This window comes from Caballeronia sp. dw_19, from assembly GCF_018449515.1.
In the GTDB taxonomy this organism is placed as follows: domain Bacteria; phylum Pseudomonadota; class Gammaproteobacteria; order Burkholderiales; family Burkholderiaceae; genus Caballeronia.
Map to the genome: position 1 here is coordinate 96,575 of NZ_JAAVUQ010000020.1, position 15,577 is coordinate 112,151.

General features: G+C 59.2%; 17 protein-coding genes. 8 read left to right on the plus strand and 9 right to left on the minus strand.

Annotated elements, in window-relative coordinates:
• The first annotated feature begins 49 nt into the window (after nt 1–49).
• A complete protein-coding gene (locus HB376_RS24460) occupies nt 50–574 on the plus strand; it encodes a hypothetical protein (RefSeq protein ID WP_213766254.1) in 525 nt (174 codons plus the stop codon).
• A gap of 327 nt (nt 575–901) precedes the next feature.
• Here the strand turns inward: HB376_RS24460 and HB376_RS24465 are convergent, their stop codons facing one another.
• From HB376_RS24465 to HB376_RS24495, 7 genes are all read right to left on the minus strand, one after another.
• On the minus strand, nt 902–2,332 hold the full coding sequence (locus tag HB376_RS24465) for a serine hydrolase domain-containing protein (RefSeq protein ID WP_213766255.1): 1,431 nt from the start codon (nt 2,330–2,332) through the stop codon (nt 902–904).
• Nucleotides 2,333–2,345: 13 nt separating this feature from the next.
• Nucleotides 2,346–3,149, minus strand: a complete 804-nt coding sequence (locus tag HB376_RS24470) for a lipid II flippase Amj family protein (protein ID WP_213766256.1) — start codon at nt 3,147–3,149, stop codon at nt 2,346–2,348.
• Between the two features lie 133 nt (nt 3,150–3,282).
• Entirely contained in the window at nt 3,283–3,966 is a 684-nt protein-coding gene (locus HB376_RS24475) for an SDR family NAD(P)-dependent oxidoreductase (RefSeq protein WP_213766257.1), read from the minus strand.
• Nucleotides 3,967–3,981: 15 nt separating this feature from the next.
• Nucleotides 3,982–5,322, minus strand: coding sequence for an FAD-binding oxidoreductase (locus tag HB376_RS24480; protein ID WP_213766258.1), 1,341 nt, complete (start codon nt 5,320–5,322; stop codon nt 3,982–3,984).
• 21 nt (nt 5,323–5,343) lie between these two features.
• The gene (locus tag HB376_RS24485; RefSeq protein WP_213766259.1) at nt 5,344–6,135 is read right to left on the minus strand and encodes an amino acid ABC transporter permease; all 792 of its coding nucleotides are present in this window, start codon (nt 6,133–6,135) and stop codon (nt 5,344–5,346) included.
• 30 nt (nt 6,136–6,165) lie between these two features.
• Nucleotides 6,166–6,984: a transporter substrate-binding domain-containing protein gene (locus HB376_RS24490; RefSeq protein WP_213766260.1), complete on the minus strand. Its 819-nt coding sequence runs from the start codon at nt 6,982–6,984 to the stop codon at nt 6,166–6,168.
• Nucleotides 6,985–7,052: 68 nt separating this feature from the next.
• The gene (locus HB376_RS24495) at nt 7,053–8,375 is read right to left on the minus strand and encodes an FAD-binding oxidoreductase (protein ID WP_213766261.1); all 1,323 of its coding nucleotides are present in this window, start codon (nt 8,373–8,375) and stop codon (nt 7,053–7,055) included.
• 137 nt (nt 8,376–8,512) lie between these two features.
• Here HB376_RS24495 and HB376_RS24500 point away from each other — a divergent pair, with 137 nt between their 5' ends.
• The 3 genes from HB376_RS24500 to HB376_RS24510 all read left to right on the plus strand — a co-directional run bounded on the left by HB376_RS24500 (nt 8,513) and on the right by HB376_RS24510 (nt 11,682).
• Complete coding sequence (locus HB376_RS24500) at nt 8,513–9,430, plus strand: LysR substrate-binding domain-containing protein (protein ID WP_213766262.1); 918 nt, start codon at nt 8,513–8,515, stop codon at nt 9,428–9,430.
• 209 nt (nt 9,431–9,639) lie between these two features.
• Nucleotides 9,640–10,506, plus strand: a complete 867-nt coding sequence (locus HB376_RS24505; protein ID WP_213766263.1) for an AraC family transcriptional regulator — start codon at nt 9,640–9,642, stop codon at nt 10,504–10,506.
• Nucleotides 10,507–10,587: 81 nt separating this feature from the next.
• Nucleotides 10,588–11,682 carry a GntG family PLP-dependent aldolase gene (locus tag HB376_RS24510; RefSeq protein ID WP_255631539.1) on the plus strand — a complete coding sequence of 365 codons (1,095 nt, stop codon included), beginning with the start codon at nt 10,588–10,590 and terminating at the stop codon, nt 11,680–11,682.
• Nucleotides 11,683–11,739: 57 nt separating this feature from the next.
• Here the strand turns inward: HB376_RS24510 and maiA are convergent, their stop codons facing one another.
• Nucleotides 11,740–12,402, minus strand: a complete 663-nt coding sequence (gene maiA / locus HB376_RS24515) for a maleylacetoacetate isomerase (protein ID WP_213766265.1) — start codon at nt 12,400–12,402, stop codon at nt 11,740–11,742.
• Nucleotides 12,403–12,581: 179 nt separating this feature from the next.
• The gene (locus tag HB376_RS24520; protein WP_213766266.1) at nt 12,582–12,857 is read right to left on the minus strand and encodes a hypothetical protein; all 276 of its coding nucleotides are present in this window, start codon (nt 12,855–12,857) and stop codon (nt 12,582–12,584) included.
• 685 nt (nt 12,858–13,542) lie between these two features.
• Between HB376_RS24520 and HB376_RS24525 the strand changes: the two genes are divergently transcribed.
• From HB376_RS24525 to HB376_RS24540, 4 genes are read left to right on the plus strand one after another with little or no spacing between them, the layout of a single operon-like run.
• Nucleotides 13,543–13,923 carry a PAAR domain-containing protein gene (locus tag HB376_RS24525; RefSeq protein WP_213766267.1) on the plus strand — a complete coding sequence of 127 codons (381 nt, stop codon included), beginning with the start codon at nt 13,543–13,545 and terminating at the stop codon, nt 13,921–13,923.
• Entirely contained in the window at nt 13,916–14,473 is a 558-nt protein-coding gene (locus tag HB376_RS24530) for a PAAR domain-containing protein (protein ID WP_213766268.1), read from the plus strand. The genes HB376_RS24525 and HB376_RS24530 overlap by 8 nt, the downstream gene beginning before the upstream one ends.
• Nucleotides 14,474–14,475: 2 nt before the next feature.
• The gene (locus tag HB376_RS24535; protein ID WP_346730570.1) at nt 14,476–15,201 is read left to right on the plus strand and encodes a peptidoglycan recognition family protein; all 726 of its coding nucleotides are present in this window, start codon (nt 14,476–14,478) and stop codon (nt 15,199–15,201) included.
• Nucleotides 15,198–15,515, plus strand: coding sequence for a hypothetical protein (locus tag HB376_RS24540; RefSeq protein WP_213766269.1), 318 nt, complete (start codon nt 15,198–15,200; stop codon nt 15,513–15,515). Before HB376_RS24535 ends, HB376_RS24540 begins: the two co-directional genes overlap by 4 nt.
• Nucleotides 15,516–15,577: the final 62 nt, after the last annotated feature.

A 15,577-nucleotide genomic window follows, 5' to 3' on the forward strand; every position in this document is an offset into this window, starting at 1 on the left:
TCCCGTACTCCAGATTATTCAGTTATCCTTAGCCAATTGGGGATCCAATATGCGCATCGAGAATCGTCGCGCCAGCGATGAGCCGAATCTGGCTGCCAGCTTCAAAACCGCTGTCATGAGTGTTTCCGGCGCAGTGGTAAGTGTCTGCGTCAAATACGCAATGTATGACGGGACCTTTCGGCTCTCTCATTGGTCAACTAAGCAGATCCTCGCGCTCTACAAGTGCCTCGAACACTACAGCGGCGTTCATTACTACGGCTCCGATTTGCAGCGCATATCGGACGATCCCAGTCTTTCCGATTTACTGCCAGCCCGGCATCCGGTTCACACTATGCTCAACGAAAGACCGGATCTGACACAGGAAGACTATTCGGAGGCGAACAAAAGCTTTTCCGTGAAGTCATTTATATTCGCCGATCACGGTGAGACATGCCGCATTTCTTGCGCCTTCGGCGACCACGTCCATCGCGCAGAGGTGCTGCCCGCATATATCGCGATGAACCTGTACGGTTCTCTTAAGGCGGGCATCGATCTGTCGGGTCTCGTCACCGCGGAAGCGGGCGGTTCGGCTTGACCTCTCGAATGGTCAAGCCCGAACGCGATATCATCAAGATGCACTGCCGTCCTGGCGGCTCGACATTATTCAGTGGTTGGATCGTTAAAGGTGAGTTCAGCTCCCTCGCTACCACGAGGCATCCCGAACGACCGCAAAGGCCGATGATGCGACGTACTTCACTGGCGCTCGACCGGCCGCTTTCAGAGCGAAGCAGCCGCACCAATGTCCATGCGGCAATCTTGCCAAATGACGCGTCTTGACTTCCGCCCTACGGACGATCGGCCGTACCCGACGACGTGCCGCGGTCATCGCGGGTGACGTAAAAACGGTCATTCACGCGGCCAATCAACGCGTGAAGACGATATCCGAAACCGCCGGCTCCAACGGCGATCTCAGTCTGGTAACGACACCGTCCGCATGTCGGTCGAACGTGAAAACCAGGTCAGACAAGCGAGCTTCGTCATCCTCTTTCAACTGCAACGAGCTTTCACCGCGATATACCAGCCTGCCTTTCAGGCCCCGCCAACTCCAACGCATGCCGGATGTATTGTGGGTGATCGAAATCGTGCCATAAGCTGGATTGCTATATTCGCCGATGAAGTGCTTGAGAAGCTCGTCTGGATACGGAACCACAATACCGTTGGCGCCAAAACGCCGTGCGTCAGCTTCTTCTTTTTCTAAAGTGCTTTGCCGTCTCGCGTGAAAGATCTCGAACCAGTCGATCGGCGAGAGCGAGCGCAATCGATCGAACACCGCGTACGTGATCAATTCGCGAACGGGACAGGGATCGCGATTCGTCAGCACGACAACCCCAATCTCACGATCCGGCATCATGCGGAACAGCGAACCCCAGCCGGGCAGCGAACCGGTGTGTGACACAGTGCGCTCGCCACGATAAAGCTGGCACGTCAGCCCGTATCCGTATTGGTTCCTACCGATCTCCGCGAATCCCGAATCGTCCGAGTCGATGTGCGGCGTCATCATCGTGGTCACTGCCGCTTCCGAAAGGATTTGCGCACCGTCGACGCGTCCTCGCGACAACAGCAACCGCAGCCAACGGGCCATATCCGCCGCGCAAGTGTGGATGCCGCCGGCAGGCGTCGCGTGCATCGGCCACAATCTCGTTCGACGGGCATGCCGCCCATCCCGAACATGCGGATGCGCGAAATCGGCCGCCGATACCAATGTGTCAGTCGAGAATCCGAAATTCCTGAAACCCAGAGGCGACAAAAGGCGCTGCGTCGTGAACTGTTCCCAACTCTGCCCGCTGAGCCGCTCAGTGACCATGCCCGCGACGATGTAGCCGAGGTTCGAGTACTGGTACGCCTGGCGCAGAGGCCGGCTCGATTCCAGATAACGCATGGCATATAGGATCTGTTCCCGCGACCGCGCTTCTGGCAGCGACCACATGCGGTCATGACGGGGGAGCCCACTACGATGCGCAAGCAGATCGGAGACAGTGATAGCTTCAGTAGTCGCCGGATCGCGAAGCTGGAATTCCGGCAGTATTTCACGAACGCGCGTGTCCCAATTCAACCGATTTTCGTCGACCAGTAGCGCAATACCGGCGGCGTTGATCGATTTGGTCAGCGAGCAGATCATGAATTGCGTGTCGGGCGTGACCGGAGCGCTCGCGCCCAGTTCACGTACACCATAACCCTTGAGCAGAATGATGTCGTCGCCTTGAACCACGGCGATGGCCAGGCCGGGAATGGCCCAGCACTTCATTGCATCTTCGACAAGACAGTCCAGTTCGATCCAATCGGCGTCGCGCATATCGCTCACCGTGCTAAATGAGTTCAGCTACGTGGACAATGACGATTGCCGCCGGAACGAGCACTGCCTGCGCGCACAGCGTACCGAGAACGCGTGCACCCGCGAGCGTCGTGATCGCGCGCCGAAAGCTGTTTTCCGAAATCCTTCCTTCGATGACGTCGTCAGTCATCACGGAAACTTGCGGGTCGATAATGACCGCCAGCACGACGGTCGCAAAGCCATTGATGACCGACGACAGATTCGCGCACGTCACCCGCAGCTCGGGCTTCAGGTATCCCGCATACAACGATGCGAACACCCCGACCGTCCAGATCGCCATTGCGACAACGTTCAGCCCGATAACTGTCCAGGACACGCCAGCGCTTGCGGCCAGTTGCGTAACGTTGTGTCGAGAAGGAAGCCGCGCGCCCGTGCGAATGGTGTTAAGACCGGCACGACTGAAGACGTGCAGCAGCAGGCGAGGAATCGAGCGGTTTGCGTGGAACTGACCGACCGCGCGACTGAAGTAACGCTGGAACGTGGGAATCAGGAACGATCCTGCAATGCTTGCCACTGTGGCAGTCAGCAGGAACAACCGAAAATCGTTGAGCAATCCGGCGCCCAGATGATGCGCAATGTCCAGTTCGACCCGTTTCGCGATGAACGGTCCTTGAAAGGAATTCGCTGTCCGGGAAACCAGCGCAATAATCCCGAAAAGGGAAAACGACACAGCAATGCGGCCCGTGCGAACACCTGCGATTCGCACGGCATAGGCCAATGTTGCAATCACGTGGATTACAAATGTAAGTCCGCAGATGACCAGAAGCTGGCTGTCCATGCTTTTTGCGGCGCGTTTGGCTGGGACATGAGTGTACCCGAGGCAAGTACCGACCTGATGGTCTGCGATCCTTGTTAGCCAATCGAGTGACCGCAACCGGCTGGCTGCCGTCTTCAGAGGCTGGATTCAGAGGCTAGAACAAGTCCTCGTGCCGGCAATTCACCAGGATCTCCGCGACGCTTGCCGTATTCGGCATCGCAATGGTGTTCGCGATCAGCAAGGCCAGATCCTCGGGCTGGGTCATCGCCTGGGGTTCAAGGTCGGCTATGCCCGCCGCCATGTCGGTATTCACGAAGCCGGGGCAGATAGCGGTCGCGCGAATACCGTCGTCCCAGCCGGCTCGGCGCACCGCATGATTCAACGCGATCACCGCATGCTTCGACATCTGGTAACCGGCGTTCAGGTTCTTCACGCGCTTGCCGGATAACGATGCAATCTGCACGACCCGCGCATCGCCGGGTTTGCGCAGGTGCGGCAACGCAGCCTGGATCAGGCGGAAGGGCGCCTTCACGTTGATATCGAGCGTTTCTTCCAACTGCTCGTCGGTGCCGTCCTCGAGCGTTATATGCGTGCATATTCCCGCGTTATTGATCAGGACATCTATGCGGCCAAAATGCTCGACGGTCGCGTCGACCCAGCGTTGCCCGCTTAGCGGATCGCGCGCTTCATACGCAAAGGTGAATGCATCGAAGGGAAGGTGCGCCGACGAAGGATCACGCATGCCCAGCGACAGCCGATAACCCCGCCGGTGCAATTCCGAGGCCACCGCCAGGCCAATGCCGCGATTCGCGCCGGAAATCATCGCTACCTTGTTCATTGCCGAGCCCCTTGCTTAAAAACCTGCATCGATAACGATCTTCGTGCCGTCACTGAAACGGCTTAGCCGGAACATGTGCGGATCGACGAGCGGTGTGTCGTTGGTGACCAGATCCGCCATCAGTTTTCCCGCTGCCGGACCGATGCCAAATCCATGCCCTGAAAACCCGGTGCCGATAAAAAGCCCCGGCACGCTTTCAACGCCCGATATCACGGGAATGGCATCAGGCGTCACGTCCATGAGACCCGCCCAGCGCTGCGCGATGCGTGCACCGCTCATATGCGGAAAGACCTTTACGAACTCACGCAGGCCTGCATCGGTATAGGCGGAAATAGGCTCGGGGTCGAGTGTGCGAACTTCCTCGAAAGCGGTTCGCTGATCAAGCGCCCAGTGACTCGGCCGGCGCAGTTCATCGAAGAAACGCGCACCCAATCCAATCCGTAACGCGCCCATCTGACTCTTGAGCGCAGGGATATATTGCGGAAACAGGCGGAAGCTGTCGGGCGTGATATCCGTGTAGGTACGAAAGCCGAACGCGATCGTATAACCGCCATCCGCGCGTTTGCGGAACGCGAATTCCTTGTTGCTGGCGCTCACGGCGGGACCGCCTTCTATAGGCGCCGTCCGCAACACGGAAGCCTTCACCATCAACTGCGGCACGTTGACATCCAGATTCCCGCAGAAGAGCCGCGACCACGCGCCGCCCGCAACCACCACGCTCTTGCAACGGATTGTCCCCAGCTCGGTCACCACCGCGCTGACGCGTCCCGCGCTTGTTTCCACACCGCGCACCGCACAGGGCGTGAGTATTTTCACGCCGCGTTTGCGCAGTGCATTTGCAATAGCTGGCGCGGCTTTCTGCGGTTCGGCGCGGCCGTCGCCGGGGGTGTACAGGCCGCCCTTGAACGCTTTCGTCGCGCCCGGAAGCAAACCGGCGACGGTCCTGGGATCGACTTCGCGAGTATCGAATGCGTCGTTCCCGGCCAGGGCGCGCGCTTTCTCAAGCCATACGCGATGCCCTTCCATTTTCGCGTCGTCGTTGGCCATGTACAGGATGCCGCATTGCCTGAAACCAGTATCGATGCCAAGCGTCTGGTCGAGCGTTCGCCACAGCTTCAGGCTCTCTATACTCAGTTGGAACTCGCGCATGTCGCGATGCGTGACACGCACCCAACCCCAGTTACGGCTGGATTGTTCGCCCGCTATGTAGCCCTTCTCGCACACTGCCACGCGCAGGCCTTTGTCGCTTAGATACAGTGCCGTACTCACGCCAATAATTCCGCCGCCGACCACCACGACATCCACTTCGTCCGGCAAGGTGGTGTCGTCGGTGACGGTCTCGACTGGTGGTCCCATAAGCTTGGTATTCCCTGCTTTTTAGTTGTGTTGTTCGGTCATGCCCGCGCGCGTGGCTGCTGCCTGGCGTTTGAGTTGCTTGCGCGTGGTAGCCATGCTTGCGCCGCCGTAACGCGGATTCGAATGCCGGTTGGTCCAGCGGTCGATATGATTGATCGCGTGCGTGAGCGGCACCGTAATCAACAGGTAGACGAACCCGGCGGCGACCAGCGGCGAAAGGTTTGCCACGTTCACCGACGTGTTCTGTCCAATGGTGAACAGGTCCCGCTGCGAGGTCAGCAAGCCGAGAAAATAAACGAGGCTTGAATCCTTCACGATCGAAATGAACTGGTTCGCCAGCGCCGGCAGAATGCGCCGGATGCCTTGCGGCACGATCACATGGCGCATGGCGGTCCAGTACGTCATGCCGAGCGCCTGACACGCGGAGAGCTGTCCCTTGCCCACGCTCTGAATGCCCGAGCGAAAAATCTCCGCTATATACGCCGATGAAATCAGCCCGAGCGCCACGATCGCAAGCGGATACGGATTCGGGCCGAACACCGCTAGCCCGACGGGCGCGAGTCCTTGGCCCACGAGCAGGATCACGAGCGCGGCGGGAAGCCCGCGAAAGACCTCGACGAACACACGCGCCGGCACTTCGAGCCAGCGCATATGCGACACCGCCATCAACGCCAGCACCATACCTGCGATGATCCCGAGCAAGGTCGAAAACAGCGACAGCACGAGCGTGTTGACCAGTCCGGTTTCGAGCAGCGCAGGCAGCGACCCGGTGAGCAACGGCCAGTCGAGGAAGTTCTGCAGGAATGCGTTCATGGCGCTCTCCGGATCATGTCGGTGACAAGTTCAGCTACCGGTTTTCATCACATACGGCGGCAGGCTGGCGGGCTTCGGATAACCGGGATGGAACTGGGTGTAGAGCTTGATCCAGGTGCCGTCGGCTACAAGCTCGTTAAGCGTCTTGTTGACCGCGGCTTCGAGTTTGACGTTGCCCTTTCGTATCGGAAAACCGGCGGGCAGGTTGATCGCGGAAATATCCAGGCGGTCGGTAATGTTCAACTGCGGGTACTTGCTTTGCAGACCGTCGACCAGCGATTTATCGATGAAGAAACCATCGATATATTTTGAACGCAGCGAGAGAAAGCCCGCGTTCACGTTAGGGAAACGCACGATCTGCGCGCCCGGCAAGTAGCTGTCCGAATACGTGTCTTCAATCGTACCTTGCACCACGCCGATCCGCTTGTCCTTGACCGACGCCTTGTCGCTTGTGATCGGGCTATCGGGAAGGCTCGCTACGCTAAGCAGCCCAGTGAGATAACCCTCGGAGAAATCGACCATCTTGAGACGGTCGGTCGTGATCGAGATCGATCCGGCGGCGAGATCAATCTGCTGGTTCGACACGCTCGGCAGCAAGCCGCTGAAGTCCTGCGCGCGGAAGTCGACGCTCAATCCCAACTTTGCGCCAACCGCGCGCAGCAACTCCACGTCGAAGCCGGTCATCTTGCCGTTATCGATGTAGGAATAGGGCTTGTTGTTGGCGTCCACGCCGGCCATCAGCTTGCCCGGCGCTAGCGTGCCGAGGTCGTCGGCACGCGCGCTGGTGGCGGCCATCAATGAGAAGGAAGCGACGATTGAAACGAGGCTGAGAAAGTGTCGAAACCGCATGATGTTGCTCCAGGGAAGCCAGCGATGAATTGAAAATACGACGAGTCGATACAGCGTTACTAAAAACGTCAGGACAACGCGCCGCGCACACGTCCGTTCCAGCAATCGTCAAGCTGATACAGCACGGCACCCACCGGCACGCTCAAGTTGCGCGCGATGCCGCCCGGACTTAGCGGGAACGGACCTTCGCCGAATGCGCTGGGTGCGGCGTCGAAGCCTGATAGTGTTCTTGCGATGCGCTGCCCGAGGTAACTCATCAACGCGACGCCGTTGCCGTTGCAGCCGAGCGCGTAAAACACGCCGTCGCGTTCGCCTATGTGCGCGAGCTTGTCGCCGGTCATCGCAACGTATCCCTTCCATGCATGCGTGATACGCACATCGCGCAAAGCGGGCCAGAGCTGCACCATCTTCGTGTGCAGGATTCGCGCCGCCTCGCGTTCGCCGACTTCGCGAAACGATGGCCGCGAGCCGAACAACATGCGCGTGCCGTCAGGGGAAGGACGCGTATAAAACAGGTTGCGCTTGGAGTCGCTGATCATGCGACGGCCGGGATTCAGTACATCCATGAGTCCGGGCGGCAGCGGTTCCGTGGCGATCTGGTAACTCGCCACCGGCAGCACGCGCCGCGATAAAAATGGCAGCAAGGGTCCGGTATAACCGTTGGTCGCGATCAGCACTTGCTTTGCATCAATCTTGCCGCGCGCTGTATGAACAGCGAAGCGCGCGCCGGTCCGTTCAATTCGTTCGACCGCCGCGTGCGAATGCAGGCTCGCGCCGCGCCGCCGCGCGAGTTCGCGCAGGGCGCGATGATATTTTGCCGTATGCAGGCCGCCGTATTCATCTACGAGAATGCCACCATAGTAGTAGTCGGACCCCACCACGGCACGTTGCTCCGCACGCGTCACCACATGTACGGTCACGCCGGTTTTCTCGCGCAGCAGTTCACCTTGCTTACGCAGCCGCTCGAAATGCCCGGGGGTGAACGCACCAAAAAAGCGACCGGTTATCTGCAGATCGGCGTCGAGCGATTCACTGGCTATCAGGTGCTTGAGATAGTCGAAACTCGCCGTGGATTCGGCCATCAAGCGGCTCAGCCGTTCCGCCGATACCCCGCGAATGGCGTCGGTCAGCGCCAGTTTCTGCCCGCTCGACACCATGCCGCCGCTGCGCGTGCTGCCGCCCGCGCCGATCTCGGCGGCATCGAGCACAGCCACCGTTGCACCTTGCCGCGCCGCTTCCGCCGCCGCCGACAAGCCGCAATAGCCGCTCCCCACGATCACCAGATCCACGCTCGGCGGCAACGCGACGCGCGATGTTTCTGGCGGCGCCGCATCCCACCAATAGGGTGCGATGCGAAAGTCATCGTGGAAAAGCAGTGCGTCGGCTCGCATGGTTCGCTGGGAGTGGCTAGTTGCAATTAGTCTAGGAGCGCTTCCGTCATCCGGTCAAATACGGCCAAAAAGGTCTGCTATTCATTTTTGATATGACAAGCTTCCGTACGGACCGGGCAAATCAAGGGAGCGGACACATGAACCAGAAGCAAATCGAAGCGTTCAGGCTGGTGATGCTGAGGGGATCGATGACGGCCGCGGCCGAAGAACTCGGCACCTCGCAGCCTAGCGTCAGCCGCCTGATCGCGGAGCTGGAGGCGTCGACGGGACTCGCGCTTTTCACGCGCAACGGCGGCAGGATCCAGGCTACCGATGCGGGGACCGCGTTCTATCGCGAGGTCGACCGCAGTTTCGTCGGACTCGAAAAGCTTGGGCATTCAGCGCGCGAGATCCGCCAGTTCGGCAGTGGCCGGCTGCGTCTGGTGGCGCCGCCGGTGCTGGCGTTATCGTTCGTACCCCTTGTGATCGAGCGCTTCCTTGCGGCATATCCGCGTATTGCGGTGTCGCTGGAAATGCGCAGCGAGGGCACGATCCAGCGCTGGGCATCGTCGGCGTATTGCGATGTCGGTTTTGCCACCACTACGCCTGATGCGTTCGGCGTGACCAGCGCGGAATTGTATCGGCTGGCGGGGGTCTGCGCGCTGCCCGCGAAACATCCGCTCACCGCGCGCAAGCGGATTCATGCGCGTGACTTGAGGGATCAGAGCCTGATCCTGCCGTCCTACGCCGACGACACACGCTCGTCGCTCGACCACGCGTTGCGGCAGGCCGGCGTGAACCAGGTGCCGGTGATCGAGACGCCTTACGGCGCCACCATTTGCGCGATGGTCGCGCGTGGCCTGGGTGTGGGCGTGGTGAATCCGCTGGCCACTTCCGATACCAATCCGGCCCGCATCGTGTTCAGGCCGTTCTCGCCGGAAGTCATGTTTCGCGGCTTCACGGTCTGTCCTCAGTTACAGCATTCGAACCCGCTGGTGAAGGCGTTCCTTGATCTCACCAAGGAGACGATGGCGATCGAAGCAGCCCGTTTGCGAGGTTTCGCCGAAGCTGTCTGATCTGTGGGTGACCGAGCGGATCGAGGAGGCGCATGGGGGTGAACTTGTGTGTGAAGCAGGAGATCGATGCGCAGGAGCAGTGACTCCGGTACAAAAACCCACCCCGGTGGCGCTGATCTTTTTCTGCTAGATTGAACGTTCTCGCCAAGCGTCGTGCATCTGAGGTTTCAGAATCCGCACGCGCGACCCGTCTGGCGCTTCGATCGATCATGACTTCGCCTATCGCTGTTCCATCCACACTCGACACCCGGAGCCGGCCCGCAAACCGGGCGCGGATCTGGCGCGAGCCGGCGCTGGCAAATGCTGAATTGCTCCGGGCGGCTTACCGGACGCATCAATTTCCGCCTCACGCACACGACGAATACGCGATTGGTTTCATCGAACGCGGCGCGCAGGCTTATACGCGCGGCCGCAAGGAGCGGCTGATCATGCCGGTGGGAAAGATCTGCGTGATCAATCCTGGGCAGCTCCACGAGGGCAGGGGCGCGACCGAGGTCGGCTGGGACTATCGGATGATCTATATCCCGCCCGAGGGCCTGGCGATGGTTCTGGCGGGCTCGGAACCTGTTAGCGCGCGCGACTTGCCGTTCTTCGCGGAATCGGTCATAGACGACCCTGAAACATTGCAGGCACTGCACGCCGCGCACTTGTGCTCCGAGTCTTCGGACGCTTCGCAACTCGAAAAGGCATCGCGCCTGATCTACGCCTTGCGCCAACTCATGACACGGCATGGCCAGGGCATGCCGCGCGCTCAACTGCCGCGCGCGGAGCCGGGCGCGGTGCGTCGTGCAAGAGAGTTTATCGATGCAAGCGTGGCAGCGAATCCGTCACTTGACGATATCGCCCGCGCGGCCGCCATGAGTCCCTTTCATTTGTTACGCGAGTTCAAGAAGGCGATCGGTGTGCCGCCTCATGCGTATCTTGTGCAACGTCGTGTGGACAAAGCACGCCGCTTGTTACTGAAAGGGCATGCACCGAGGCTGGTCGCAATTGAAGTGGGTTACAGCGACCAGGCGCATTTCAGCCGCGAATTCAGACGTTTTTACGGTGTGCCGCCCAGCACGGCGATTCGTTAGAAAGAACCGCAATTTTCTTCAAGGCACACGCTCGGCTGTCCGTCAGACTGGACTCCATCGATTCATTGAATGGAGAAAACCATGATCGACTTGCGCAGCGACACCTGTAGCCAACCCACCGAAGCCATGCGTCACGCGATGGCGACGGCACCGGTCGGTGATGACGTCTATAGCGACGACCCCACAGTCAAACGGCTCGAACGCGAGGTCGCGGATCTGCTCGGCAAGGAAGACGCCGTCTACATGGTGACCGGCACCATGACGAACCAGGTGGCTATCCGGGCGCATACCGAGCCGGGCGATGCCGTTCTGTTCGATCAGAACGCCCATGTCTACATACTCGAAGGCGGCGCGCCTGCAGCGTATGCCGGCGTGCTTCCGCGCTTGTTACCCGGCGTGCGCGGCATCTTCAATGCAGGCGATGTGGAAGCGGCTATCGGTGTGCCCCACCGGTTCTTTCCCGCCACCATTCCCGCTCCCGTCCGGCTGCTGTGTCTTGAGAATACGCACAACATTGGTGGTGGCAAAGTGTGGCCGCTCGAGCAACTCAAGGCCGTATGCGACGCAGGACGTGCGCGCGGCGTGAAGCTGCATCTGGATGGCGCACGGCTTTGGCATGCCACGGCCGCGACCGGTATTGCGGAGAGTGAATATGCCCGGCATTTCGACACGGTCAGCGTCTGCTTTTCCAAGGGACTGGGTGCGCCTGTCGGATCTGCGCTGGCGGGATCGCGTGAATTCATCGCGCGGGCCAGGCGCTTCAAGCAGCAGATTGGCGGCGGCTTCAGACAGGCCGGGATCATTGCGGCCGGTGCGCTCTATGCGCTGCAAAATAACCGGGCGCGGCTGATCGAAGATCACGAAAACGCCCGTCTGCTTGCAGAAGGAATTGCATCACTGCCGGGTATCGAGATCGATGTGAATGCGGTCGAGACGAATATTGTCCGGTTCGTGGTGACGTCCTTGCCAGCGGGTGAGTTTGTCGAGCGCTTGTACGAGAAGGGCTTGTATGTGCTGCCTTCCGGTACCGACGGCGTGCGCGCGATTCCGTATCTGAACATCACGAAAGCGCAGGTTCAGGAGGCTATCGGCATTATTGCGTCAGTGGCCGAAGCGTATGCGGAGAAGGCCGGTGTAATGGCAGGACAAGCGGCAAGGGGTGGCGCGGGATATTAAAGCAAGGGTGCGGCGGCCGGGATTCATTAGCAGCCGCACCCCCTTGCCGCTCGCGCTTTACCCCGGCGCTCCAGCTTGCCGCTTGGGATCGGCCTTCATGAATGCCGGATGCTGGTCACATGTGGCCATGATCCGGTCGATAGTCGGAATGTCAGGGATCTCGATCTTGAACACACGCGCCACAGCGACAATGCTCGCGAGGCAAATATCCGCAATGGTCGGTTCATCGCCATGACAGAACGTGCCCGTTTCCGGCGCGCCCGCCAGACGTTCTTCGACTGCGGTGAGGCCCGTGCCGAACCAGCGGATTTGCCATGCGCGCCACGCTGCATCGTCGAATCCACCCGTTGTCTGAAGATACTTTTTCACACGCGGCACGACTAGCGGATGGGTATCGGCTGCACACATGGACGCAATCGAGCGCACTCGTGCGCGACCGTATAAATCGCTCGGCAACAAGGGTGGGGAAGGCTGGAGTTCATCGAGGAATTCGAGGATCGCCAGCGATTGCGTCAGCGGTTCATGCCCTTGTTCAACCAATGCGGGAATGGACCCTAGCGGACTGATTTTCAGGAATTCGGCGCTGCGTTGTTCGCCTGCGTCGAGATCGATATTTTGTTCGTGCGCGCTGAGGCCCTTCAAATTAAGGGCGACACGTACGCGAAATGCGGCGGACGAGCGCCAGAACGCGAAGAGTTCGAATTGCGCTTGCTCTGACATGAGGATCTTCCTTCGTAGTAGACGGTAGCGGCGACGTTGGTTAAGTCGACGGCTCTCAACTATGCATGAAAGTGCTCTAGCCTGTGTCCGCAGCTTGAAATATCCACAAACGCCGATGCCCGGCGAACCTGAGTTCGCCGGGCATCGGTTTGCTGCCAAGCGCCAAACTTCGGCTTTGATCAGTTATGCGAGTAGAGCGAACGCGTGCCGTCAGCTTGAACGCGATTACCGGATTGAGTGGCGGTGCTGCGCACGCCGCCGTAAGCGCTTGCGTCAGCATTGTTTGCTGCATTTTCCGCTGCGATGGTTTGCGCGCTCTGGCCGCGTTGCGAAGAGGGTGCGCCAACCTGCGGGTTGTACGACGGTGCCGGACCATAGCCGCTGCTGGCAAATGCGGGCGCTGCAACGGCGGCGGCAACGGCGACTAACAACGATGCAATAAGGGTCTTGTTCATGATGTGCTCCGATGCGTATCAGTGACTCAGTGACTTCATTTCATGGGCTACGCAGCGGTCCTGCTGGTTGGTGCGCTGCGTCGATGGAATGGAGTATATGCGCGCACTATCGAAATATTGTACCGATAGAGGGGAATAGTGATTCCACGCAAAACGAATAATCGGAGGCAGTTGGCTTAGCCGAATTCGCTAAGAAAATGGGGCGTGATAGCGCTACGGGTGAGCGGGCACAGTGGCAAGGTTGGAAGACCGGCGATAGTGCACCGGGCGAGCGTTGCGGCTCCCTCGCCACGGCCCGCCCGTCGTCGTACAAGGCGCTGCGCGGAACCCGCTTTCGCGGGCTTGGCACGACGCTATCGCTCGGGCTTCCAAACCTGACCCTTGCGTGTCGACGGCGCTCGCACTATAAGCCACGCCGGAATAGATTCTGGTCACGCTAGCGAAGCTACGCGGACGTGAACGCTTTTAAAAAGTTCTAGCTGGCGACAACTCGTAAGTCTGCGCGTCCGCATTGCGAATGTATCGGGGAAGTACCTTGAGTTTGCGATGGGCAACCTTTTGCTTGACCGACCGCTTGACGTTTGTCAGCGCACGACAATTTTTGACAAAATGCCCGAGTGAGGACGGTTACGCTGGCGAGGCCACCATCTCGGGCGTGGCGTTCATTCACATAGGAGACTTAAACATGTTGAAACAGCAAAACAACGAGACCACGTATTTGTTCGTCACTATCGGCTCTCGCACCAAGCTTGGAGGCCGAGTTACACGGGTAACAACCAAGGCAGAGCATGAAGGCAAGGCTCTGGCTCGCGTTGGCGATATCGTCACCTATGACGACGGCAGCGAAGCTACAATCATTGACGGAGCTGGGTTTGCCGCCGCATGGGATGACAAGCCGTTCGCGCTGGTTGGTTCCCGTCTGAGCAATGGCGATACGATCACAGAAACATTGCAGGACGGCTGGGGTATCACGGTTCGCGACGGCGAAACGATTCCCGGCCTGTTTGATCCTGCCTACACGCTTCCCCCGATCATCGCGACGGAGGGAGGCAACAATCATGCGTAAGGCTGCAGTACGGCACGGCGATCCGACGACAACGCGCGGAGTTGTTCTTGCTTACTCGTCAACAATCCACGACGACGGGAAACAGGTTGCGCTGAGTGGCGACGAAGCAACTTGCGGCAATTGCAAGGGCGTATTCAAGATATTCGGCACCGGAAAGGGTATGTCCGAAAAGGGGCGCGTCGTGGTTGTTGACGGCGATCAGGTGCTGTGCCCGTGCAAGAAGAACAGGGTGATTGTTGGCAGCAACCCTGGGATTTTTCTTGAGATCACTGAAGGCTCGGCGCGCGTGAGCAGTGTTGCCGCTACAGCGTCCCCACCGCAAGCCTTAGATGAGGCGAAGCCTTCCCGTTGGTGCTTAGTCCGGGACGGTGTCACTGGCGAGCCAATCGCTAATCGGGGCTTTGTTGCCGATGTTGGAGGCCGAAGCCAATACGGGAAGACTGACGGACAAGGCTACGCGAAGATCGAGACCAACGGCGAGCAATTGTTCAACATCCATGTCATCTTTTCGTCGCCGAAGCGCGTCCTGAAACCTCGTCAAGGAAATTAGTCGTGGCAGCAGACTACAACATAGAGCATTGGACTTCGGCTTGTACGATGGTTGGCAGCAGCAAAGACGATGCTGTCTCAATCAGGGTTCACGATCGGGCCGCAACGCGACAAGCAATCATCAATCACGTAAGACAAAATGGCATGAACTTCGTGGAGCGATCGGATTGGGCTGCGCACAAGAATCGCTCTGAGCGGATGCACGACGACTGGAACTACACCAAGATCGCCATCCATCATGCCGGACGTAGTTTTACGTGCGGCCCTGCTGCGCTTCAGATGCTGGAAATCCAAGACATGCAGATGGGAAAGAGCACAGCGGCGAGCGACGATATCGGCTATCACTATGCGCTTGACTGTTTCGGCAATGTCTTCGAAGGCCGGGATATCCGGTTCAAGGGCGAGAACGTGCACAACTACAACACGGGAGTCATCGGTGTTGTGCTGCTAGAGAACCTGGCGGCCCCGGACGAAGGCCGTGATGGCGTCGCGATGGTCCGAAAGCTTTTCGATGTCATAGGTTTTAACGAGCGACCGCTCCTACCCGAGAAGCAGAAGCAATCGCTCGAAGCATTCGTCGCGATTTTGCGAGAGTTCTTTTTTATTAATACGCTTGGCGGCCACCGCGAGTTTCCTGGCCAACTGGGGGAGGGCAAGATTTGCCCCGGCAATGTTGGCTCGGCGTTCGTAAAAGAGCTGCGGAAATTGACTGGGCTAAGTGCGCCATGAGCGCGCCATGGAAATGGCTTGGGGCGACAGTTGGCACGGCCATCGTTCTCTTGACGGTTGCGTACACGGGCTATGTCAATTCGTATTTAGATCATGAGACGCAGACCACGTTTTTCCTGAAACGATATCCGACGTTGCAGGCGAAGTTCTACGACCCGTTTGCCAATGAGGGGGATGACGAGCCGATCGACCAGTTGTCGCCGACCGATCGTGCGCACTTTGCCGACTACTGCAAGTATCGGTTTGGGGTTGTCGATCCTGACACGCGGGCGCTACAGGAGTGCAAAGCGAAGATTCCGGGCTATTTACAGTAGGCGTGTACTGGCGGCCTGTAGTCGACGAGGTCGGTTTCCTCCCTTGGGGCTTGTAGGACGCC